The sequence below is a fragment of the uncultured Succinatimonas sp. genome, from assembly GCF_905203285.1.
In the GTDB taxonomy this organism is placed as follows: domain Bacteria; phylum Pseudomonadota; class Gammaproteobacteria; order Enterobacterales; family Succinivibrionaceae; genus Succinatimonas.
In genome coordinates, this window is the sequence record NZ_CAJKVK010000004.1 from 19,185 (window position 1) to 39,825 (window position 20,641).

General features: G+C 42.9%; 20 protein-coding genes. 12 read left to right on the forward strand and 8 right to left on the reverse strand.

Annotation, left to right across the window (positions count from 1 at the left end; genetic code table 11):
- Positions 1-24 precede the first annotated feature (24 nt).
- Positions 25-537 (reverse strand): substrate-binding domain-containing protein, encoded by a 513-nt coding sequence (locus QZ019_RS01040; RefSeq protein WP_295481724.1) that lies wholly within the window; start codon positions 535-537, stop codon positions 25-27.
- The gene (locus QZ019_RS01045) at positions 488-997 is read right to left on the reverse strand and encodes a substrate-binding domain-containing protein (protein WP_295481726.1); all 510 of its coding nucleotides are present in this window, start codon (positions 995-997) and stop codon (positions 488-490) included. The genes QZ019_RS01040 and QZ019_RS01045 overlap by 50 nt, the downstream gene beginning before the upstream one ends.
- 388 nt (positions 998-1,385) lie before the next feature.
- Here QZ019_RS01045 and QZ019_RS01050 point away from each other — a divergent pair, with 388 nt between their 5' ends.
- The 7 genes from QZ019_RS01050 to QZ019_RS01080 all read left to right on the forward strand — a co-directional run bounded on the left by QZ019_RS01050 (position 1,386) and on the right by QZ019_RS01080 (position 9,291).
- Positions 1,386-2,321, forward strand: a complete 936-nt coding sequence (locus tag QZ019_RS01050) for a ribokinase (protein WP_295481728.1) — start codon at positions 1,386-1,388, stop codon at positions 2,319-2,321.
- Positions 2,322-2,330: 9 nt separating this feature from the next.
- On the forward strand, positions 2,331-2,732 hold the full coding sequence (rbsD, locus tag QZ019_RS01055) for a D-ribose pyranase (protein ID WP_295481730.1): 402 nt from the start codon (positions 2,331-2,333) through the stop codon (positions 2,730-2,732).
- Between the two features lie 6 nt (positions 2,733-2,738).
- Positions 2,739-3,980 carry a helix-turn-helix domain-containing protein gene (locus tag QZ019_RS01060; RefSeq protein WP_295481732.1) on the forward strand — a complete coding sequence of 414 codons (1,242 nt, stop codon included), beginning with the start codon at positions 2,739-2,741 and terminating at the stop codon, positions 3,978-3,980.
- 271 nt (positions 3,981-4,251) lie between these two features.
- Positions 4,252-5,616 (forward strand): ribosome rescue GTPase HflX, encoded by a 1,365-nt coding sequence (gene hflX, locus QZ019_RS01065; protein ID WP_295481734.1) that lies wholly within the window; start codon positions 4,252-4,254, stop codon positions 5,614-5,616.
- A gap of 2 nt (positions 5,617-5,618) precedes the next feature.
- Positions 5,619-6,947, forward strand: coding sequence for an FtsH protease activity modulator HflK (hflK, locus tag QZ019_RS01070; protein WP_294566321.1), 1,329 nt, complete (start codon positions 5,619-5,621; stop codon positions 6,945-6,947).
- Positions 6,947-7,912 carry a protease modulator HflC gene (hflC, locus tag QZ019_RS01075; RefSeq protein WP_295481735.1) on the forward strand — a complete coding sequence of 322 codons (966 nt, stop codon included), beginning with the start codon at positions 6,947-6,949 and terminating at the stop codon, positions 7,910-7,912. The genes hflK and hflC overlap by 1 nt, the downstream gene beginning before the upstream one ends.
- Before the next feature lie 80 nt (positions 7,913-7,992).
- The gene (locus QZ019_RS01080; RefSeq protein ID WP_295481737.1) at positions 7,993-9,291 is read left to right on the forward strand and encodes an adenylosuccinate synthase; all 1,299 of its coding nucleotides are present in this window, start codon (positions 7,993-7,995) and stop codon (positions 9,289-9,291) included.
- Positions 9,292-9,362: 71 nt separating this feature from the next.
- Here QZ019_RS01080 and QZ019_RS01085 read toward each other — a convergent pair whose 3' ends face one another.
- From QZ019_RS01085 to rnhA, 4 genes are all read right to left on the reverse strand, one after another.
- A complete protein-coding gene (locus QZ019_RS01085) occupies positions 9,363-10,205 on the reverse strand; it encodes an aldo/keto reductase (protein WP_295481739.1) in 843 nt (280 codons plus the stop codon).
- Between the two features lie 108 nt (positions 10,206-10,313).
- Entirely contained in the window at positions 10,314-11,603 is a 1,290-nt protein-coding gene (locus tag QZ019_RS01090) for an ATP-binding protein (protein ID WP_295481740.1), read from the reverse strand.
- Between the two features lie 257 nt (positions 11,604-11,860).
- Positions 11,861-12,802, reverse strand: coding sequence for a lytic transglycosylase domain-containing protein (locus tag QZ019_RS01095; protein WP_294566309.1), 942 nt, complete (start codon positions 12,800-12,802; stop codon positions 11,861-11,863).
- 37 nt (positions 12,803-12,839) lie between these two features.
- Positions 12,840-13,304, reverse strand: a complete 465-nt coding sequence (rnhA, locus tag QZ019_RS01100; RefSeq protein WP_366936824.1) for a ribonuclease HI — start codon at positions 13,302-13,304, stop codon at positions 12,840-12,842.
- A 381-nt stretch (positions 13,305-13,685) separates the two neighbouring features.
- On the opposite strand from rnhA, the gene dnaQ reads away from it, so the two are divergent.
- From dnaQ to QZ019_RS01115, 3 genes are all read left to right on the forward strand, one after another.
- Positions 13,686-14,615: a DNA polymerase III subunit epsilon gene (gene dnaQ / locus QZ019_RS01105; RefSeq protein WP_294566307.1), complete on the forward strand. Its 930-nt coding sequence runs from the start codon at positions 13,686-13,688 to the stop codon at positions 14,613-14,615.
- Between the two features lie 12 nt (positions 14,616-14,627).
- On the forward strand, positions 14,628-15,212 hold the full coding sequence (gmhA, locus tag QZ019_RS01110; RefSeq protein WP_295481741.1) for a D-sedoheptulose 7-phosphate isomerase: 585 nt from the start codon (positions 14,628-14,630) through the stop codon (positions 15,210-15,212).
- Positions 15,213-15,348: 136 nt separating this feature from the next.
- A complete protein-coding gene (locus QZ019_RS01115) occupies positions 15,349-15,873 on the forward strand; it encodes an SMI1/KNR4 family protein (protein WP_295481743.1) in 525 nt (174 codons plus the stop codon).
- A 60-nt stretch (positions 15,874-15,933) separates the two neighbouring features.
- Here the strand turns inward: QZ019_RS01115 and purM are convergent, their stop codons facing one another.
- On the reverse strand, positions 15,934-16,971 hold the full coding sequence (gene purM / locus QZ019_RS01120) for a phosphoribosylformylglycinamidine cyclo-ligase (RefSeq protein WP_294566299.1): 1,038 nt from the start codon (positions 16,969-16,971) through the stop codon (positions 15,934-15,936).
- 167 nt (positions 16,972-17,138) lie between these two features.
- On the opposite strand from purM, the gene QZ019_RS01125 reads away from it, so the two are divergent.
- Together QZ019_RS01125 and hda are read left to right on the forward strand one after the other, a co-directional pair.
- Positions 17,139-18,290 carry a DUF2066 domain-containing protein gene (locus tag QZ019_RS01125; RefSeq protein WP_295481745.1) on the forward strand — a complete coding sequence of 384 codons (1,152 nt, stop codon included), beginning with the start codon at positions 17,139-17,141 and terminating at the stop codon, positions 18,288-18,290.
- A gap of 10 nt (positions 18,291-18,300) precedes the next feature.
- The gene (gene hda / locus QZ019_RS01130) at positions 18,301-19,011 is read left to right on the forward strand and encodes a DnaA regulatory inactivator Hda (protein ID WP_294566293.1); all 711 of its coding nucleotides are present in this window, start codon (positions 18,301-18,303) and stop codon (positions 19,009-19,011) included.
- Between the two features lie 3 nt (positions 19,012-19,014).
- Here hda and QZ019_RS01135 read toward each other — a convergent pair whose 3' ends face one another.
- Positions 19,015-20,457, reverse strand: coding sequence for a M48 family metalloprotease (locus QZ019_RS01135; protein WP_294566289.1), 1,443 nt, complete (start codon positions 20,455-20,457; stop codon positions 19,015-19,017).
- Positions 20,458-20,641: the final 184 nt, after the last annotated feature.

Below are 20,641 nucleotides of genomic sequence, written 5' to 3' on the forward strand. Positions count from 1 at the left end.
GTCACCCTCAATAGAGTTGTTCTTCTACTTTGCTAAAGTGAAGTTATTAAGATTTTTGGCGTTATCAATAGTGATGGCTTCACAGTCGATGAGTTGTTTTTCAGGTTTGCCGGTTGAGCCTGTCTTTAAGTACTGATCTGCCTGACGAACGGCCATTTCAGCGATTAATGCGGCAGGCTGCATGGCTGTGGCGGTCATATTGCCGGCGAGGATTTCGTCGCGGGCGTCATTAGAGCCGTCAACGGCGATAATGTGAAGAGGTCCTTTACCTGCGGCTTTAATGGCGGCGGCTGCACCTACTGCCATATTGTCGTTGCCGGAAATTACGCCTTTAAGGTTAGGATAGGACTGAAGGATGGTTTCCATCTTTTGATAAGCAAGGTTCTGATCCCAGTTGGCGGTTTGCACGGCAACAAGCTTCATGTCCGGATACTGATCGATAACCTCATGGAAAGCGGTGGAGCGGGTCTTGGCGTTGGTATCGGAGTCAATACCGTAGAGTTCGGCGTACTCTCCTTGCTTCTTCCATAGCCTCAACGAAGATTTCGGCTACCTCTTTTGCGCCCTGATAGTTGTTGGCAACGATTTGTGCTATAGCGATGCCTTGCTCGTTGATTTCGCGGTCAATGAGGAAAGTAGGGATGTTATTGTCATAAGCACGTTGAACTGCTGCTAAAGTAGCATCTGCACCTGCGTTGTCACAGATGATGGCGGCAGCCTTATCAGAAATTGCGGTTTCAAAGAGCTCTGACTGTTTTACGGGACTATCGTCATGAGAAACGGTTTTAACTTCATAGCCCAGTTCCTGAGCGGTTTTAGCGGCAACCTCAGCTTCGGTCTTAAAGAACGGGTTGGAATGAGACGGTGTAATGATGTACATAATGTTGGAACCGCCTCCGGTAAGACGCTTAGGAGCATCTGCGGCGAAAGCGGATGTCGCAAAAGATGTAGCTGCGCATACCATTGCTAAAGATGCACAAAACTTCGTTAATTTCATAATAAGACTCCTCGTTTGTTTAGCGATGCCTTTAAAAAGCTTTTCAACTAAAAATCTGTTGATCTGTAAAAACACGTTTTACTTAGTACGGGTTTTACGTATAGCTAATATATCCGTCAGGAATTTTTGTGTTTGTCATTTTTATAATTTTTTTGTCATGATTATGAAAAAAGTATGTACAAAAATGCGTACGTAATAACAATTTTGTAAAAGGGGGCTTTTGTCTTTTTTTTAAAGCTATAAGAATCGGAGTGGAGGTTAAAAAACAGATCTGTTTTTTTAACTTTTGTTCAAAAACACTATATATATCAAAAAAGGCATCTTAGACTTAAAGTCTAACCGGCAACATCTAAATTTAAAAATCAATTGAAAAACAAGTGTGTATTTTATGAGCAAAATATTAAATTTCGGTTCCCTTAACATTGACTATGTTTATTCCGTTCCTCATTTCGTCATGCCAGGCGAAACTTTAGCGGCCATTGAACGCAATGTTTTTGCAGGAGGCAAGGGATTAAACCAGTCGGTTGCGGCCGCAAGAGCGGGCGGAAATATTTATCATGCAGGGGCGGTAGGCAAAGATGACAGTAAAGTGCTTACCGATACTATTGCCGCGAATAAAATTAATGACAAATTTTTAATGCGCCGTGACAGTCCCAGCGGGCATACGTTTATTCAGGTTGACGCAAAAGGACAAAATTGCATTTTGCTATACGGCGGAGCCAATCAAAGCATCACTTGTGATGAAATTGATGCAGCCTTAAGTTTTTTTGATAAAGGCGACTATTTAATTTTGCAAAATGAAATCAATAATATTGAATACCTTATTAAACATGCGGCAGCCAAAGGTATTAAGGTGTGTTTTAATGTTTCGCCTTTTACTTTGGATCTGTTGAATCTGCCGTTAGAAGAGTGTGCTTATCTTATAGTAAATGAAATTGAAGGATCTTCGATGGTAAATATGCCAGAAGATACCGATCCTTATCTCTTAATTGAAAAACTTGCCGCAAAATATCCTAAAACATCCTTTGTTTTAACTTTAGGCTCTCGCGGATCTTTACTTAAACTGCAAAATCAAGAAGTTATTTCTTGTAAGTCGTTTAAAGTCAAGGCTGTTGACACTACTGCGGCAGGAGATACTTTCCTTGGCTACCTTATTGCCAATCTTGCAGCCAATGTCGAACCTGCCCTGGCGCTTAAGACCGCGACCGCCGCTTCGGCTATTGCCGTCACAAGAAAAGGAGCCGCTCCGTCAATTCCGCTTAAAAAGGAAGTTGAACAATTTTTAGCCGAAACTGACGTTGAAGTTTTAACCAAGCATTTATAGGAAATAAATATGAAAAAAATCGGCTGTCTTAATTCTGAACTTTCTTATGTTTTAGCAAAACTAGGTCATTTTGATACTTTAACTATCGGCGATTGCGGACTCCCCGTGCCCAAGGGCGTGCAAAGAATCGATTTGGCCGTAACATACGGAATTCCGTCCTTTGATGACGTTTTTGCCGTAGTCGATAAAGAAGCTAAATTTCAAAAAGCGACCATAGCTACGGAAGCTAAAGAACAAAATCCCGATTTTTACTCCAAAATTTATGCTTGGGCAAATAAAAACGGCGTTACGGTAGTTGAAGTTCCGCACGTTGAGCTTAAAGCTCAAAGCGTGTCAAGCGTAGCCGTAGTCAGAACCGGAGAATGTCATCCCTATTACAACGTTATTTTAGAGTCAAACGTATCTTTTTAACTTTTCATGGCTAAAGATAAAAACTTGATCCTTTCAAATACGGTCAGCATGCCGCTGTCTTACGCTCTTGGCATGCTTATTCAGCTTTTGCCTTTGCCCTTTCATGTTTTTAAGTCAGATGATCATTATTTGGAGAAATTTGACAACGGAGCGTCTGACAGTTGGAATGTGCTGAAAAATGATTTTGCTTTCAGGAAACAAATTCTAAGCGAAATACGAAAAAAAAATATAGCGCTTATCTCTCAAGAGCGTCCGGTGATCTTTGGCGGAGTTAAATGCAATGACGAGTTGACATTGATTATAGGACCAATAGCAATAAGTGATGTCGATGCAAACTTTTGCAAACTTTACGCGCTAAAGCACAAATCGGAAAACGTTTCTTTTTTTCGTTGTGATCCGTCAAAACTTGCAGCCGTTTTACTGCTTATCTATTCTTCTTTGACCGGAAATTTAATCGGTCTTAATGATTTTTTGGATCATAATTATCTGCAAAAAGATTTTCAGGTCGCGGCGCAAAAGCAAACGGCCAACGTTATTTCTTATCACAGCACGAAAACCAAACCCCATAATCCTGCCTCTTTTGAAGAAGCAATTAAAGACGCTATAAAAGCAGGAGATGTAGAAGCCTTACGCAAGGCGCTTAATTCTCCATATGCGGGGATGCGCGGAACTTTAAGTTATAACTCCTTGCGGGCTGCCCAAAATCTCGCCATCGTTGACATAACTATAGTAACGCGTGCCGCAATCGAGGCCGGCATAAGTGTTGAAGAGTCTTATATTCTCGCCGACGCTTTTATTCTTGAAGTTGATAGCTGCAAATATCCGACTGATGCAGCAGCACTCTCCCGTGCTTGTGCATTGCGCTGTACACAGCTTGTTGCCAATTTTAAAAAATCCATGCTCGATAACAAAGCTTTATCTTCTGCTGTAATTAAAGCTTGCGCATATATAGACAGGCATTTATATAAAAAGATAAATGTTACAGATCTTGCCGATAAACTTAGGATAAGCGCAGGTTACTTGGTAAAGTTATTTAAAAAAGAACGAAAACAAACTATTTCTGAATATATCGCGATGCGCAAAATAGAAGCGGCAAAGATTATGTTGCAGGCTACAGATAAATCAATAGCCGATATTGCAATGCTGCTGTCTTTTAATTCTCAAAGTCATTTTGGAAGAGTGTTTTTAGCTAAAACAGGTGTGTCTCCTGCCCGCTATCGCAGAAAAATTATTTCTGATTCTATTTAGTATTTTATTATCGGTATTTAGGACAGCATATCTTGCAGAGAGGCTTTTCAGATATCAAGTTTAGCAGGTTAGTATTACTACGGTTTTTTAAAGAGAGCCAAATAGCGAAGAGCCGATTTAAACGTGACTTTTATTATTTTAAAAAGGTAAAATATTCAAGTTCTGTTTGTCTGCAAAAATTTTTAGTTTTTAGTGACGATTTAACGTTAAAAGCAAGAAGTGCAGATAGTTATCTTTACGAAAAGAAGAAGGAAAATCTTTTTTAGAAAACATGTCAGATCAGAAGATAGAAGCGTTAGGTCCGACACTTTTAGTTCATGTAGAGCTGCCGCAGGCAGAATCCCAAGAAGATTTAGATGAGTTGTACCGTCTTGCCGAGTCGGCAGGAGGAGAAGTTCGTGATGCCATCGTATGCAAGCGCGATGTTCCCGATGCCAAGACTTTTATCGGTAAAGGCAAGGTCACGGAAGTAGCCGATGCCGTAAGAGCGCATGACGTATCCTGCGTTATTTTTAATTCTTCGCTTACTCCTGCCCAAGAACGCAATCTTGAAAAAGAGTTTAACGTCCGCGTTATGGACAGAATCGCGCTTATTCTGCAGATTTTCGCGCAGCGCGCTAGAACTTATGAAGGAAAGCTGCAGGTCGAACTTGCCATGCTGCGCTATGAGCAGGCAAGACTCGTGCGCGGATGGACACACCTTGAAAGACAAAAGGGCGGTTTCGGTTTGCGCGGAGGCCCTGGTGAAACTCAGATTGAGCTTGACCGACGCGCCTTGCGCGAGCGTATCGCGGCAATTAAAGCCGATTTGGAAGTGGTGGCATCCCGTCGTGAGCAAAACCGCAGACAACGCGTTAAAAATGCCGTTCCCGTGGTTTCTTTTGTCGGTTATACCAACGCCGGTAAATCGACACTATTTAACCGCCTTACCAAATCCTCGGTTTATGAAGCCGATCAGCTCTTTGCCACGCTTGATCCTACGCTTCGCACCGTAAGCCTTGATGTGGTCGGAAAAGCAGTTTTTGCCGATACCGTAGGCTTTATAAGACATTTGCCGCATGATTTAATCGCCGCGTTTAAATCAACTCTTGAGGAAACCGTTAAGGCTGATTTGCTTTTGCATATCATTGACGCGGCGGATAAGCGCGTTGAGGAAAATATAAAAGCGGTTAACGCGGTTTTAAAACAAATAGGCGCAGATGAAGTTCCGACGCTTTTGGTGTTTAACAAAGCCGATTTGCTTGATGCTCCTTACGATAAGGTAGTAAGGGATGAAACCGGTAAACCCGTGAGGGTTAATGTCAGTGCCAAAACCGGCTCTGGACTTTCCGATCTTTTATCATGCGTAAGTGAGCTTTTATCTTCAAATTTATGCACTTTTACTGTTAAGATATACCCTCAGGACGGTAAATTGCGCAGCATGCTTTACGAAAGTAAGGCCGTAAGCAAAGAAAGCTATGCCGATGACGGTTCATTAATGCTTGAGCTTAAGATTTTGGCTGCCGATGCCGCACGCATAGATAAGAAAACAGCAGGTCGCTTGAGTGCTTCATGCGTTGACGGAAAAACTCCGTGGATAACGCCTGAGGCAAAAGAAGATCTTGATCTTGATTTAGTTTTTGATGATATAGATTAAATATGAAAGAAAATAATCGCGATTATATGGCTTGGAATGCTCCCGGCTCGTCAGGTCCCGGCAATTCAGGTCAAGGACCGCAAAACAACGGTAGTCAGAACAACGGAAGTCAGAATAACAATAACGATCCGTGGGGTCGTAATAACAACAATAACAACGATCCGTGGGGAAGACGCAAAAAGAACAATCAATTTGACGTAAACGATCTGCTAAATCGCCTAAAAAAAATGTTCGGCGGAGCCGGCGGCTCAGCCGGCAAAGCGGCTAAAAAGGGCGCAAGCTACGGTCTTTATCTTTTAGTCGCGGTAGCCTTGGGCGTTTATATTTTTTCAGGTTTTTATACCGTACGCGAAGCCGAACGCGGCGTAGTTCTGCGTTTTGGTAAAGTTTATGACGTGGTGGAGCCGGGCCTTCGCTGGAAATTCACCGGTATCGATGATGTTAACGTAGTTGACATCGAGCAGGTTCGCGCCATTCAATCTTCAGGAATGATGCTTACTGAGGACGAGAACGTGGTTATCGTCGAAATGGACGTGCAGTACCGCATCTCCGATCCGGTTAAGTATTTATATTCGGTAACTGATCCGGACAATTCCCTTACCGAGGCCACCGACAGCGCTTTGCGCTACGTGGTAGGTCATACCATGATGGACGATATTTTGACTTCTGGCCGTGAAATGGTAAGACAGAATACCCGTGACCTCTTGGTTTCAATCATCGAGCCGTATGACATGGGCCTTAGTGTCGTTGATGTAAACTTCCTGCCCGCTCACGCTCCGGATGAAGTTAAAGAAGCTTTTGACGATGCAATTGCCGCTCAGGAAGATGAGCAGCGCTTTAAGCGTGAGGCAGAAGCATACGCCAACGAAGTTCTGCCGCGCGCTGACGGTCAGGTACAACGTATTACCCAGGAAGCTGAAGCCTATCGTTCCCGCGTCGTGCTTGACGCACAAGGTCAGGTCGCTCGCTTCGAGCAGATTCTGCCTGAGTATCTTGCCGCTCCTGAAATTACCCGCAAGCGTATTTACCTTGATACCATGCAGCAGGTAATGGGCAGCTCATCTAAGATTATTCTGGATACTCCTGAAGGATCTTCCCCGGTTTTATATCTGCCTCTTCCTGAGAACAGAGCAGCTCCTGCTCCGGTACAGAACGTAGATAGCGCCGTGCAAAGTGCCGACTCCGTTCCCGTGAAGGTTACGGAAACTCCGGTGAACGAGCCTTTGCCTTTACCGAGAAATGAAAGCGCTCAGACATCAAGCTCATCAGGCAATCAAGGATATGGAAGCAGTTCGTATAACACTTCAAGATATGGAAGGAGCGTAAGATAATGAGCAAAGTAGGTTTTAATTCAATTCTTGCCGTTATCGTCGTTCTTGCGTTAGTGGCTTTTAATTCACTGTTCGTGATTAAAGAAGGCAATGTCGGTATTGTTACCCGTTTCGGCGCTGTGGTTCGTACGTCAGATGCCGAGCTTAATGTTTCAAAGCCGGGCCTTCATTTTAAGATCCCGTTTATCGACAAAATCAGAATTCTTGATTCAAGAATTCAGACTTTAAGTTCACGTGCCGATCGTTTCGTCACTTCAGAGAAAAAGGATTTGATTATCGACTCCTATGTTAAGTGGAGAATAAGCGATCCTGCAACTTTCTATCTGACAACTGCAGGCGGCAACAAGATGCAGGCAGAGGAATTATTACGTCGCCGCATCACCAACTCTTTGCGCAGCCAAATCGGCCGTTTGACCATTCATGAGATTGTCTCAGGACAGGGCAGCGAAGATATCAATACTCCAAGCGGCGCCAATGAAGAACCTGCCGTTATCGGTGCTTCAAAACGCGATGAAGTAATGCAGAACGCCTTAAAGGATATCGGTACTTCAGCTACCGAGCTTGGTATCGAGATTGTCGACGTTCGTATTAAGCAGATTAATTTGCCGCCTGAGGTTTCAAACTCCATTTATCAGCGTATGCGTGCCGAACGTAATGCCGTAGCTAAACTGCACCGTTCCGAAGGCCGCAAGGAAGCTGAGACCATTCGCGCTAAAGCCGACCGTGAGGTAGCGATTAAAGTCGCATCTGCCGAGCGTGACGCCAGAAAGCTTAAAGGTGAGGGAGACGCCGAGGCAACTAAGATTTACGCTGAAGCCTACTCAAGAAATCCCGAGCTCTTTAATTTCCTGCGTTCCATGGACGCTTACCGTGCTTCAATGCAGAGCGGACGTGACGTAATGGTATTAAAGCCCGACAGCGAATTCTTAAGATACTTTAACGATTCGCATGGCAATGCTCAGTAAAAATAGCTATAATTTAACGTTTGCGATTTTTACCTTGATTTTGGTTTAAAGCGGATATTTCCGCATGAGAGAGATGCAAAATGCCGAATAATGTTGTAGTTCTCGGAACACAATGGGGTGATGAGGGCAAAGGCAAAGTGGCCGATTTGCTCACTGCAAAGGCCGGTGTCGTTGTTCGCAGTCAGGGCGGCAATAATGCCGGACATACTTTGGTAGTAGGCGACAAGAAAGTCGTGGTACGTTTGGTACCGTCAGGTATTTTACACAGTTCCTGCCAGTGCCTTATCGGCAGCGGCGTTGTGGTTTCTCCTGAAGCTCTTTTCTCTGAAATTGAGGAGCTAAAGCAGGCCGGCTTTACCGATGCCGAATCCCGAATCAAGGTATCAGGCGCCTGCGCCATGCTGCTTCCGATTCATCCGGCAATTGATCGTGGCGCTGAGAAAAAGCGCGGCAAGAACGCAATCGGCACCACCGGTCGCGGTATCGGTCCTTGCTATGAAGACAAGGTTGCCCGCCGCGGTGTCCGTATCGGTGATTTGTTTGACATGAAACGTTTTGAAGAACGTTTGAAGTCTTTGCTTGATTATCGTAATTTCATGCTCAAGAACTACTACGACGAGCCTGAAGTTTCATTTGAATCCGTAATGGAAAACGTCATGCGTTACCGCGATCGCCTTTTGGCAATGGTCACCGATGTTTCCGACGTTATCGCTAAAGCTCGTGCTGTCGGCACTAAAGTTTTGTTTGAAGGAGCACAGGGTACTTTCCTTGATATCGATTACGGCACTTATCCGTATGTTACCTCTTCAAATACCGTAGCAGGCGGCTGCTGCACCGGATCCGGTGCCGGTCCTTTGCACATTGATTATGTTTTAGGCATCGCTAAAGCTTATACCACTCGTGTAGGTGGAGGTCCGTTCCCGACCGAGCTTACCGATGAGATCGGCAAGGGTATTTGTACTCGCGGTAAAGAGTTCGGTGCCGTAACCGGACGTCCGCGTCGTGCCGGCTGGTATGACGCTGTAGCCATGCGCCGTGCCGTTACCATCAATTCTTTGTCAGGAATTGCCTTGATGAAGCTTGATGTTTTGGACGGAATGGATGAAGTTAAGATTTGTACCGCTTATAAATTGCCAAACGGCGCAATCACCGAGCTGCCTCCGCTTGCTGCCGATGACTATGCAATGGTAACTCCGGTATATGAAACCATGCCCGGCTGGAAAGAATCAACTTTCGGCGTAACCGAGTTTGATAAACTGCCGGTTAACGCCCGCAACTACGTACGCCGCTTAGAAGAGCTTGCCGGCGTTAAGATTGCAATCCTTTCTACCGGACCTGAGCGCGATCAGACCATTTATATCGAAGATCCTTTCGCTTAGTTTTTAAAGGTCTTCAAGAAAAATGCCCGGCAATTTCAGTCGGGCATTTTCGTTATGGCAATACTCTTTTCTTAAAAATCGTAGGTATCTGGATCAGGACCTACGCGCTCGTCTTTATTTAAGTTGTCAATAAGCGCGATATCTTCAGCGCTAAGCTTAAAATCAAAAATATCGGCATTTGATATAACCCGTTCTTTTTTAGTGGAACGTACGGCAAGGCACAATCCTTTTTCAATGATCCACCTTAAAACGACTTGCGCTGCGGTTTTGTTATATTTGGCGGCAATCTTATTGATGGTTTCATCACCCAAGACAAGACCGCGCATTAAAGGAGACCAAGCCTGAACGACGATATCCTGCTTTTTGCAAAATTCCACCAGATTCTTGCGCGTATTGTAAGGATGAAATTCTATTTGATTTAAAACCGGCTTTACTTTGGCAAAAGTAAATAAATGTTCTAAATGATGGATCTGGAAGTTGCTGACGCCGATGGATTTTGCTCTGCCGCTTGCGTAAATTTCCTCAAGGGCTTTCCAGGGTTCAACGTAAGCCTCGTTTTGCCCCGGCCAATGCAGCAAGTACAAATCAATATAATCAAGATTAAGCTTTTTTAAGCTCTCGTCAAAGGCTTTTAATGACTCTTCTTTTGAAATGTGTTTATTCCACAGTTTAGTGGTAACGAAAATGTCTTCACGCTTAAGTCCGTTTTTCTCAAGACCGTTTCTGATGCCGATACCGGTTTCAACTTCATTGCCGTAAATAGCGGCGGTATCAATAAGGCGATATCCTGCACTTATAGCGTCTTCAACATTTTGCGCGGCCATAGTAGTATCGACTTTAAAAACGCCGAGACCGAAAGCGGGGATAGCGGTTTGGTTATTAAGCATGAGCCTTGAAGCAAGTGAATCAATCATAGGAGCCTCTGCGGTGAATGAAAAGGTAGTGAAGCATATTTAATGCTGATGCTTAAGAAAGTATAACTTAAAAAAGAATTGTAAGCTGTTATGCACATTATTAAGCTTTTAAAAGGCAAAATTAACTGCATATAACGGTTTGTTTTCCATCCAACCTTGATCTTCATATGAAAGCATTGATAGTCTCAAGCCTTTTAACTCCGGATTTTTTTCGATGTATGTTTTAAGCGATTTTGACTTGGTATTGATTTCTGCTTTGACTTCAATCGGGATGACTTTAGTGTCTTTTTGTACGATAAAATCAATTTCAATGCGTGAGTCGTTAGCGCTGTAGTAATAAATAGGGAGATTTTGCGGTAAGAGTTGCGTTAAAACAAAAAGCTCAGTAAAAGCTCCTTTGTATTCTTTAAAGGCATTGTCTCCTATAAGGATCATTTGTGCCGGGGTATCGGTTATTGCTCCCATCAATCCTACATCTAAGGAAAAAAGCTTAAAGGCAGAAATGTCCTCGTAAAATTTTAGAGGAAGGTGTGGAGCTGTAATTCTGTTTACTTTGTAAATTAATCCGGCGTCGATAAGCCATTGAATGGCAATTTCAAATTCTGCAGCTCTTGCTCCCTTTTTAATTGCTCCGAAAATAAATTTTTTGTTATCTTTTGCAAGCTGTGAGGGGATTGAATCCCATACCTGATAAATACGCGGAACTTGTGTGGATGGAGCATGTTTTGAGAAATCTCGCCGATAATCAAAAAGGATCTGTTTTTGCAGTTCTCTAACTGTTTGCAGATTATGACTTTTAATATATTCTTGTACTACAGCAGGCATTCCGCCGGTAAAATAATATTGGCGCAAGCAATCTTTGAATTTGTCAGCAACTGAATCAATGGTTTTGAAGTCTTTACTTTTAAGTATTTCAAGTAAAATGTCTTCACCGATAGCGGCTAAAAATTCCTCAAAAGTTAGAGGATACATTTTGAGCATATCTACTTTTCCAACCGGAAAGGAAACTCCGCTATGCAATGAAACGCCAAGTAAAGATCCGGCGACGGCGATGTGATATTCAGGTGCATTCTCACAAAAATATTTTAATGAGTTAAGAGCCAAGGGATTTTCTTGAATTTCATCTAAAATTATTAAGGTTTTGCCGGGAGTTATATGTATGCCGGTGAGCGCCGATAAAGATAAAATTATTCTTTTTATATTGAAACCTAAAGAAAAAATATCATTAACAGTTTGATTATTGTCGCAGTTAACGTAGGCTACGTTTTGGTAATAAAGTTTGCCGAACTCTTTTAAAATATAAGTTTTTCCTACCTGCCTTGCTCCGTTTAAAATTAACGGTTTTCTGTTTTTACTTTCTTTCCAGTCAATAAGCTCTTTTAAGATTTTTCTTTTCATAAGATTACTTGAAGTCCGATTACATTTATTTGCACGAATCTTTTATAGATGTTACATTTATTTGCACGAATAATCTATGTTTTTTTACATTTTTTTAAACGAATAATTGATACCTAACCACATTTATTTGCATGAATATTTTTAAACGCGATTTATCAAAAAAATGATTGGAAAAGAACCGAAAGCAGGAAAAAATAAAAGAGCCGACTTAAAAGTCGGCTAAAAGATAGGATTTTTAATGGGTATGATTAAATCTGTTACTTGCCTAAAGCTCTCTCAAGGCGCTTTACATTTTCAATCGGGACAAGCAAACCGTATTGATGCTGAGTCTTAAGCGAATCAGTTAAATAACCTGCGTTTAAGTGCTGCAAGGTAGTGATCTTAACTCCGGAAAGTTCGGCAGCCTTTTTCATGGAGTTAATCTTTCCTGCAACCTGTACGCGTTTGAAAGCAGGACGGTTTTTAAGTGTAGGGCGTTCTACTCCGTATTTTTCGGGGAAACGCAGAATGTCGGCATATGCGTGGAATCTTCTTACATATAAGCGGGCATGGTTTGAAAGCTTTAAGGTGCTCATATTGTAAGTTTTTATACCGTTTCTTTTGGCGTTACGGATGGCGCGCTTAATGGTGAATTCACCTTGATTGTAAGCGGCGATGGCAAGATCCCAGTTATGATTGAGCTCTTTATATAAATGAGTCAAATAACGCAAAGACGCATCGGTAGAACGGATGAAATCATAAAACTCGTCATAGTTTGAAGAGGTTTTAAGTCCGTATGATTTTCCGGTGGCACGAATAAACTGCCAAGGGCCTTTGGCTCCAGCGTTGGAGCGGGCGCGCTGGTTATAGCCGCTTTCAAGTAAAGGCAGAGCCACGAGTTCTACGGGAAGATTGCGTTTTTTAAGCTCGGTCAGCAAATGATGCATAAAAGGAGCACCTTTTGCCATATGTGACTCAAATGAATTAACGACTCTCTTGGCTTCCTTCTTTTCTGCCTGAGTAAGTTTTATGTTAAGCATAAAACGGGAAGGATTAAAAAGATCGCTGTTCCATAAGGAATTACCGGAACTGCGGCTTACATTAACGGAGTTCTCCGTTTTGTAGGTCTGATTTTTGCTTACCGTAGCAGAATGTGTTGAAAATACGGTAAAGACGCATAATAATATAGCTGTCGCAAGCGCAATAGTTTTACGAACCATTTTCACCAACTTGGCTAAAGCCGTTTATTTTTTCTCCCTAGGAAAAGGAAAAACCGGTATCTTCCTGTTTTCCTTCGCCGCTGGCTGCGGCACGGGCAAGCTCATCGCAACGCTCATTCTCAGCGTGTCCGGCGTGACCTTTTACCCATTCCCACTCTACAAGGTGTTTTTGGCAAGCTGCATCAAGTCTTTGCCATAAATCCTTGTTCTTGACGGGCTTTTTATTGCTCGTTATCCAGCCGTTTCTTTTCCAGACATTAATCCAGGACGTAATTCCGTTTTTGACATATTGGCTGTCACTTGTAACGGTTACGCTGCACGGCTCTTTTAGTTGTTCAAGTCCCGCAATGACTGCCATTATCTCCATGCGATTGTTGGTCGTCTGAAGATAACCGCAAGATAATTCTTTTACGTGTTCCTTATATTTGAATATTACCCCGTAACCTCCCGGTCCGGGATTGTTTAGACAGGAACCGTCTGTGTATAAATTTATTTTTTTCATTATTATTCGCAGCTAGTGTTACCTTGGCTGTGCGGTAGATTATAACATAAAGTTTATTAAAATACTTTCTTATAAATCAATAAGTTATTTGTTATGCTCGAAAATTCAGGCGCTTAGAAAAGCGTGATCTCGATCAAAGTTTAAAAATAGGCAGCGGGAATTCCTTGCGGCGCAAGGGCTGGAAAAACACTGATTTTTTTCAATGCATATGTTTCTTTTCTTTACTTAAGGTGATTTTTTTACTTTTGTATGTTTTGTCCTTTTCATTATGTATAATCACTTAAACTTAAAAAATTTCTTCTCTTTTTATAGGTTAAGCGGTTTTTCTTTTGTTTTATAAGCGCTTGCCGCGCGTTTTTATAAAAAGGCGTTTGTTAGGTTATGGCTCTTTTACGACAGGTCGCACTGGATACCGAAACTACCGGAAAATCCGATGACGGAACCACGGGAACTCACCGCATTATTGAAGTAGGATGCGTGGAGATTATAAATCGCCGCCTTACGGGACGACAGCTGCAGCTTTTTGTTAATCCGGATCGCCACATTGATGAAGAGGCTACGGAAGTTCACGGCATCACCGATGAAATGCTTGCCGATAAACCGCATTTTGCCGATGTCGCCGACGAGCTTATCGATTTTATTCGCGGCAGCGAGCTATTGATTCATAACGCCAAGTTCGACAGCGCGTTTTTGGATAAAGAATGGGATTTGCTTAAGTTAAATGAGCATACCAAGGACATGTGCAAAATCGTCGATACCGTGGAGCTTGCCCGTAAAATAAATCCTAACAATCAGGTAAACCTCGATAATTTGTGCTCGATTTACGATATCGATAATTCACGCCGTACGGTGCACGGAGCATTGCTTGACGCCCAGCTTTTGGCCGAAGTTTATCTTGCCATGACCGGCGGCCAAAGCTCATTTGATTTTGGAGAAGAAAGCGTAAATGCTTTAAGCCGTCATTGGGAAAGACCTAAGGATATAAAGCTTCCTCTGATGCACGTGGAGACGGATAGGCACGCGGTGCACGTGGCGCAAATGATTTCTTTGGCACAGGGTACGAAGATCTCCGATGACGGAAACGGCAACGTTTTGGCAGGTTCATATTGGAGTGATGATTTTTCAATGCCTTTTCTTGCAAAAGGAAAAGAAGAAGGTAAAAAAGATTACGCCAAGCGTCTTGCCGCACAGAAAGAGGAAATGTTAAATAAGCTTCTTTCGCAAAAAGAGCGTGAAGGCTACGCTTCTTACAAAGCCAAAGATCAGGCTCTTTATGATGCTTGGGTGGCACGAGTTATGAAAACACACTAATAAGGAGAAAATATGCTTTCTTTTTCTGTAATGGATGATTTGAAAGAAGCTTCAAAGGTACTTAATGATTTTATCAGTAAGGAAGATACCGAAGAAAAAATAGAGAAAGCTATTTCTCTTATGGCCGACTCCATAAAAAACGGCGGCAAAATAATTTCAGCGGGCAACGGCGGCAGCATGTGCGACGCTCAGCATTTTGCCGAGGAGTTAAGCGGACGCTATCGTGATGACCGTCCTGCGTATCCGGCGATCGCCATTTGTGATCCGAGCCATTTGACCTGCGTCGGCAATGATTATGGTTTTGATTACGTTTTTTCCCGTTTTCTTGAGGGATTGGGGTTTAAAGGCGATGTCTTTTTAGGCATTTCAACGTCAGGCAATTCCCGCAATATTATCGAGTGCTGCAGAGTATGCAAAGAAAAGGGCCTAAAATCAGTTGTGCTTTTAGGTAAAGACGGAGGCAAGTTAAAAGACGCCTGTGATTTGCCGATAATCGTTCCGCACTTTGGTTATGCCGATCGTATTCAGGAAGTTCATACCATGATAATTCACATCATGATCCGCGGAATTGAAGAACTGATGGCAAAAAATAAGTAACGGTTTAAGAAAAAAGCCGACCTTCGTTGTCGGCTTTTTTGTACGCTTTTTTGGCTTTTTCAAGGTGCTATAATTTAAAAGCACGATTTAAAATTTCATTATTTTTACTAAGTTAGCTGCAAAAGGAGAAAGACACATGGCGATGTCCGATCTTAGCAAAGCCGGAATTATTTTTAAGCAAGGACTTACGATTGCGTCAAAAACAACCGTTGCCGATTTGGAAAAAGCCTGCGGTGCGACTTTCTCTGATGATTACAAAGAGTTTTTGGAAAACGTGAACGGAGCGAGAATTGCGTTAAAAGACAGCGACGCAAAACGCGTTCCTTCGGCAAACATAAATTGGGTGAGCGCAAATTTCCTGCATCAGGCCCAAGAGTTTGTCGGCGTTGACTATATTTATGATAAGGATACCGCGCTTAAGGTCTACCGTAATATGCGCCACTATCCTATAGGACAGGTTTTCCCCGTGGCGGCGGCAAACAATAATACTTGCTTTGTAATGTCATTAAACGAAAAGGATAAAGGTACGATAAAAGCCGTTCGCGTGTATACCGAAGGGTCGCACAATATTATGGGCAGCGTTATTGTGTGTACCTCTTTACCGATAGCAAAGAACGTCACTGACTTTTTCTTAAGCTTAAAATCGGTAAAGCGCTCTTAATTTGTTTTCTGCAGATATAAAAAAACCGGCATTTTTGCCGGTTTTTTAGTAGAAAAACGATTAAGCAATAGTAACCTGAGCGCCGTCAGCACCCTGCTTAACGATTGAACCGATACGCCAGGCTTTTTCCCCTTCAGCATTTAAAACGGCGATGGCTTTTTCGACTTCGCTTTCAGGCATTGCGATGATCATGCCGGCGCCGCAGTTAAAGGTGCGGTACATTTCATGGCGATCGACACCGCCTTTTTCCTGCAGCCAATTAAATACCTCAGGCCACTGCCAGGTTGAAGAATCGCAAGCTGCGCAAGTGCCTTCAGGAAGAACGCGCGGGATGTTATCCCAGAAACCGCCGCCGGTAATGTGGGCCAAAGCATGGACCTCGACTTCTTTTAAGAGCTTAAGTACCGGTTTGACATAAATACGGGTAGGCTCAAGCAAAGCATCGGCAAGGAGTTTTCCTGACGGGAGTTTGTCCTCAAGAGGTTTTGCGCCTGATACTTCAACGATGCGGCGGATTAAAGAGTAGCCGTTGGAGTGAGGGCCCGATGAGGCAATGGCAACTAAAGCGTCTCCGACTTTAACGGCAGATCCGTCAATGATTTTTGATGCTTCGACAACACCGACGCTAAAACCTGCTAAATCGTAATCACCGATTTCATACATGCCGGGCATTTCTGCGGTTTCACCGCCTACTAATGCGCAGCCTGCCATTTCGCAGCCGCGGGCAATGCCGGTTACGACTTCGGTGGCGATATCGACATTAAGTTTGCCGGTTGCGTAGTAATCAAGGAAAAACAGAGGCTCTGCGCCCTGAACGATAAGATCGTTAACGCACATGGCAACAAGATCGATGCCGACGGTTGAATGACGGTGTAAATCAATTGCAAGACGCAGTTTGGTACCGACGCCGTCAGTTCCGGATACTAAAACCGGCTCTTTATAACCTGCAGGAATGCGGGTCAGAGCACCGAATCCGCCGAGGCCTCCGATGACTTCAGGACGATTGGTTCTTTTGATGGGAGCCTTAATACGCTCGACGAGCTCTTCACCGGCATCAATATCAACACCGGCTTCCTTGTAGGTTAAATTTGTAGCCATAGATCCTCCGAAATAAGCTGTGCATATTGTACAAAAAAAGGAAGGAAGGTTGAATGTAAAAGTGCCTAATTTTAGTGAAAGCCCTAAGAATATTTCTTGTTTTTAAAAAAAGAAGGAAGCGCATAAGCTAAAATTGAAACGTGGTTTGAAGGCTCAAAGGTTTTTGTATGAACGGTTTTAAGAAATGTTGTGTGGCAGCGGTGTTTTTTGCTTTAAATCCGCTTACGGCATACGCTGCACAAGAGAACAATACCTCCTTTTACGCAGATTCCCTTTCTTTGAGTGAAGGTCTTGATTCTGCTGTTATGTCAGCATTTTTTCAAGCAGCTGACAGCATCACGTTAGGTTCAATGAATAAGGTAAAAATAAAAGAAGACGACGCTTATTATGCGGTGACCGATTTACGTTTAAATGCCGGAAAGCTTAATGTGGTGCTTGATACTGATAAAGTCGCTGCGGTTTTGGAAAAATACGGGGCTCATGCCTGGCAGGGACTTTCAGATCCGATAATCGTATGGATGTATGAATCAGGTCCTGATTCAGGCAGCTTTGTCGGCAGTGAGCTTTCCTCATTTGCCGGAGCGTTTGTCCGTAGTGCCGACAATTATAAGTATCGTTTGATGTTTCCACTTCTTGATTTAGAAGATATCCAAAGCGTGACTTACGATACTTTGACAAAAGCCGATAACGGCACGTTGGTAACGGCATCCAAGCGTTACGGATCCTATTTTGTAATTGCCGCTGTCGTTAAGCATTTAGATGACGGCAACATTTTGATAAATTGCAGGCTTTTGGATAAAGACGGCAAAATTCTTTATGACTTTACCGGAGATGGATCCGAGACGGTGCTTGCGGACAATCAGGCCAAGGCAATAGCCGGAGCTTTAAGTAAGCTCCAGCAGGTCAATACGACAACTGCCGCGGCAATAGAAGATCCTGATAAATTAGGTGCGCACGAAGAGTTCGTAAGGCTCAAGCTTTACGGCATTAATAATTTAAATGATTTAGTTTCATTTGAGCGCGTCTTATCCGGAATCGGCGTTGAGGGAAATATAAACTGCGCGATGGTAAGCGACAGTGACGCTTTTATCGTTGATGTTTACACAAAACTTGATCCGGCTTCTTTGGACGGATCTTTAGAACCCAGCTCTGAGTTTTCAAAAATCGAGCCTTTTGCCTACCGCTATAATCACGGGACCGCTAAGTTGAATCCGCAGATAAGCAGCGTGGGCAGAGCTTCAGCGCAGCGTCCTGATACCAGGGTTGCCGATTTGGCATCATCTCCTGTAAACTTTCCTGCATCTTTAAGCGCGTATTAAAGGAAAAGACATGATTATTACTCCCAAGGCTCCGCGTCAGGAGCCTTTGGCACTTAAAATCAATGATGAAGGCTTTTTTGATTCGTTTGTTCCGGGCGGCAATCGTGCGGCGGTAGATTTGCTGCATGACGCGGTTTTACGTAATAAAAATGAATTGTTTTTCGTGTTCGGTCCAAAGCACGTCGGTAAAAGCCATTTATTAAATGCTCTTTTTAGAGAAATAAAAAATCCGTCAGTTAACGCTTTTTTTGTTGATTTGCGCTTGGTAAAAGATATTTCGCCGCTGCTTTTGTCTGTTGATCCTTATCCTGTCATTATTCTTGACAATATTGATGCAATCGCAGGCGATAGTGATTGGGAATTGGCGCTTTTCGGCCTTTATAACCGCTGGGTGGATAAAGGTACGGGAACCTTTATCGCCTCGGCTTGCACCTCGGCGGATTTAATTCCTTTTTTGCGTAAAGACTTAAATACCCGTTTTGAAAACGGCGTTTCATTGCCGCTTGATTTTTTAGATGAGAAATCCTGCTGCGATGCGCTGCAGATACGTGCTAAAAAACGCGGCTTTATTATCCCGGAAAAGGTAGCCGCATTTTTAGTCAGGCACAGCAACCGTGATATGGACAGCCTCGTTAAAATTCTTGATCGCCTTGACGAAGCCTCGCTTAGCGAACAGCATGAACTTACGGTGCCTTTTGTCAAGAAGGTATTAAATATCTAGACCTTACCAGGATTTGTTAAGCTCGGCGTCAAACGCTCTTTGCTCAATAAGCTCGCTTACGCGGGCTTTTATTATTTCTACGGTCAGATTATTGCGGCAGATATTTAATGCTTCGTTATAAGAGCCGATGGCGCGGTTGTAATTGGCTTTTAACGCAAAATCTTCTCCTTGTGCCTGCAACGCTTCGCAGCGGTTACCGCTTTTAAGGTAGGCTTCGGTAAGCAGAGTGTAAGAAAGAGGGTAGCCGCGATCGCGTTTTAAATAATCACGAATCAGTCTTATGGCTCTTTGATTTTGTCCGCTTTGAATGTAGGCGTTTGCCAAGTTAACGATAACCGCTTTATTGCGCGGCATTCTTTTATGCAAACCGTTAAGACGGTTGATGGCGCTTTGATAATTGTGTTCTTTAAGATCGATATCGGTTAAAAGATCGACGACAAAAAGATTATTTTGCATGGAAGCGCCTAAATTATTTAAATAAGTTTTAGCTTCTGCGTATTCGTTTAATTCATAACAGGTTAAAGCCAGAGCGTAATTTTTGTAATAACGATTTGCCTTAGCGTCATTTTTGAGAATTTCTTTTAAATCGGCAAAATCGTTTTTCTTATAGCGTACGTCAATACGTGCCTTGGCCATGAAAAAGTCAGGGTTGGTCGAATCTTTTTTCTTTTTAAAATGGGCGATGCGGTTTTCCGCTTCGGCAATACGCACTTCCGATAAGGGGTGATCGACAAGTAAGGCAAAAACAGGATTAATATTGCCCTGCATGTTCAAAAGCTTTCTGAACATATCGGTGGTTCCTGCGGGATTGAAGCCGGCGCGGTTTAAAAGATCGATACCGATGCGATCGGCCTCTGATTCATTCTCTCTTGTAAAGTTGATGCGGCTTTGCTGCGCAATTCCCAAAGATGTGGATAAAGCGGCCATGCCTACGGCGGGATTAATGATGGATAAAGCGATAGCTCCTACCATAGAGGCAATTGAGGTATTGCTCTTTTTTACTTCGCTTTCGATAAAACGCGCGATATGTCTTTGGGTAACGTGAGAAATTTCATGGGCAAGAACCGAGGCAAATTCATCTTCGGTATCGGAATAGACGAAAAGTCCGGTATTTATCTGAACTTTTCCGCCTAAAAAAGCCGAGGCGTTAAGGTTTAAATTGTTTACTATGAAAAATTCAAAGGGAAACTGTACTCCTTTTGCGTGCATTAAAAGTTTGTTTCCCACTGAGCTTACATATTCATCTAAAACCGGATCGACTACTATAGGCAGACGCGATCTGGCCGTACGCATAAAATAATTACCGATTTGTTCTTCTTTTTGTACGGTAAGTCCCATGATCCCGGCTGTGCCTATATCAGGTACCGAGATTTCGGCAAAAGTAGGCAGCGTTAAGAAAGAGCTCAACGCAATGCCCAAGGTAATTTTCTTTAATGCTTTAAGCATGATTTTCTCAAATTCTTGTTTTTAACGACGGCGCTTTTCTACGATTGTAAACAAAAAAATTATATATGAACAAAAATGAGCAAAAAGATAGCAGCAGCTTTTTAAGCGCTAATTTTTAGCCGGTAAAAAAGTCATTTGCAAACTGATTTTAGAGTACAATCAAGACAGAAAAATAAGGATTTTT

Excerpts from the sequence above, each read along its gene's own strand:
- QZ019_RS01045 (WP_295481726.1), bottom strand. The coding sequence starts at position 997 with ATGAAATTAACGAAGTTTTGTGCATCTTTAGCAATGGTATGCGCAGCT.
- QZ019_RS01050 (WP_295481728.1), top strand. The coding sequence starts at position 1,386 with ATGAGCAAAATATTAAATTTCGGTTCCCTTAACATTGACTATGTTTAT.
- rbsD (WP_295481730.1), top strand. The coding sequence starts at position 2,331 with ATGAAAAAAATCGGCTGTCTTAATTCTGAACTTTCTTATGTTTTAGCA.
- QZ019_RS01060 (WP_295481732.1), top strand. The coding sequence starts at position 2,739 with ATGGCTAAAGATAAAAACTTGATCCTTTCAAATACGGTCAGCATGCCG.
- hflX (WP_295481734.1), top strand. The coding sequence starts at position 4,252 with ATGTCAGATCAGAAGATAGAAGCGTTAGGTCCGACACTTTTAGTTCAT.
- hflK (WP_294566321.1), top strand. The coding sequence starts at position 5,619 with ATGAAAGAAAATAATCGCGATTATATGGCTTGGAATGCTCCCGGCTCG.
- hflC (WP_295481735.1), top strand. The coding sequence starts at position 6,947 with ATGAGCAAAGTAGGTTTTAATTCAATTCTTGCCGTTATCGTCGTTCTT.
- QZ019_RS01080 (WP_295481737.1), top strand. The coding sequence starts at position 7,993 with ATGCCGAATAATGTTGTAGTTCTCGGAACACAATGGGGTGATGAGGGC.
- QZ019_RS01085 (WP_295481739.1), bottom strand. The coding sequence starts at position 10,205 with ATGATTGATTCACTTGCTTCAAGGCTCATGCTTAATAACCAAACCGCT.
- QZ019_RS01090 (WP_295481740.1), bottom strand. The coding sequence starts at position 11,603 with ATGAAAAGAAAAATCTTAAAAGAGCTTATTGACTGGAAAGAAAGTAAA.
- QZ019_RS01095 (WP_294566309.1), bottom strand. The coding sequence starts at position 12,802 with ATGGTTCGTAAAACTATTGCGCTTGCGACAGCTATATTATTATGCGTC.
- rnhA (WP_366936824.1), bottom strand. The coding sequence starts at position 13,304 with ATGAAAAAAATAAATTTATACACAGACGGTTCCTGTCTAAACAATCCC.
- dnaQ (WP_294566307.1), top strand. The coding sequence starts at position 13,686 with ATGGCTCTTTTACGACAGGTCGCACTGGATACCGAAACTACCGGAAAA.
- gmhA (WP_295481741.1), top strand. The coding sequence starts at position 14,628 with ATGCTTTCTTTTTCTGTAATGGATGATTTGAAAGAAGCTTCAAAGGTA.
- QZ019_RS01115 (WP_295481743.1), top strand. The coding sequence starts at position 15,349 with ATGGCGATGTCCGATCTTAGCAAAGCCGGAATTATTTTTAAGCAAGGA.
- purM (WP_294566299.1), bottom strand. The coding sequence starts at position 16,971 with ATGGCTACAAATTTAACCTACAAGGAAGCCGGTGTTGATATTGATGCC.
- QZ019_RS01125 (WP_295481745.1), top strand. The coding sequence starts at position 17,139 with ATGAACGGTTTTAAGAAATGTTGTGTGGCAGCGGTGTTTTTTGCTTTA.
- hda (WP_294566293.1), top strand. The coding sequence starts at position 18,301 with ATGATTATTACTCCCAAGGCTCCGCGTCAGGAGCCTTTGGCACTTAAA.
- QZ019_RS01135 (WP_294566289.1), bottom strand. The coding sequence starts at position 20,457 with ATGCTTAAAGCATTAAAGAAAATTACCTTGGGCATTGCGTTGAGCTCT.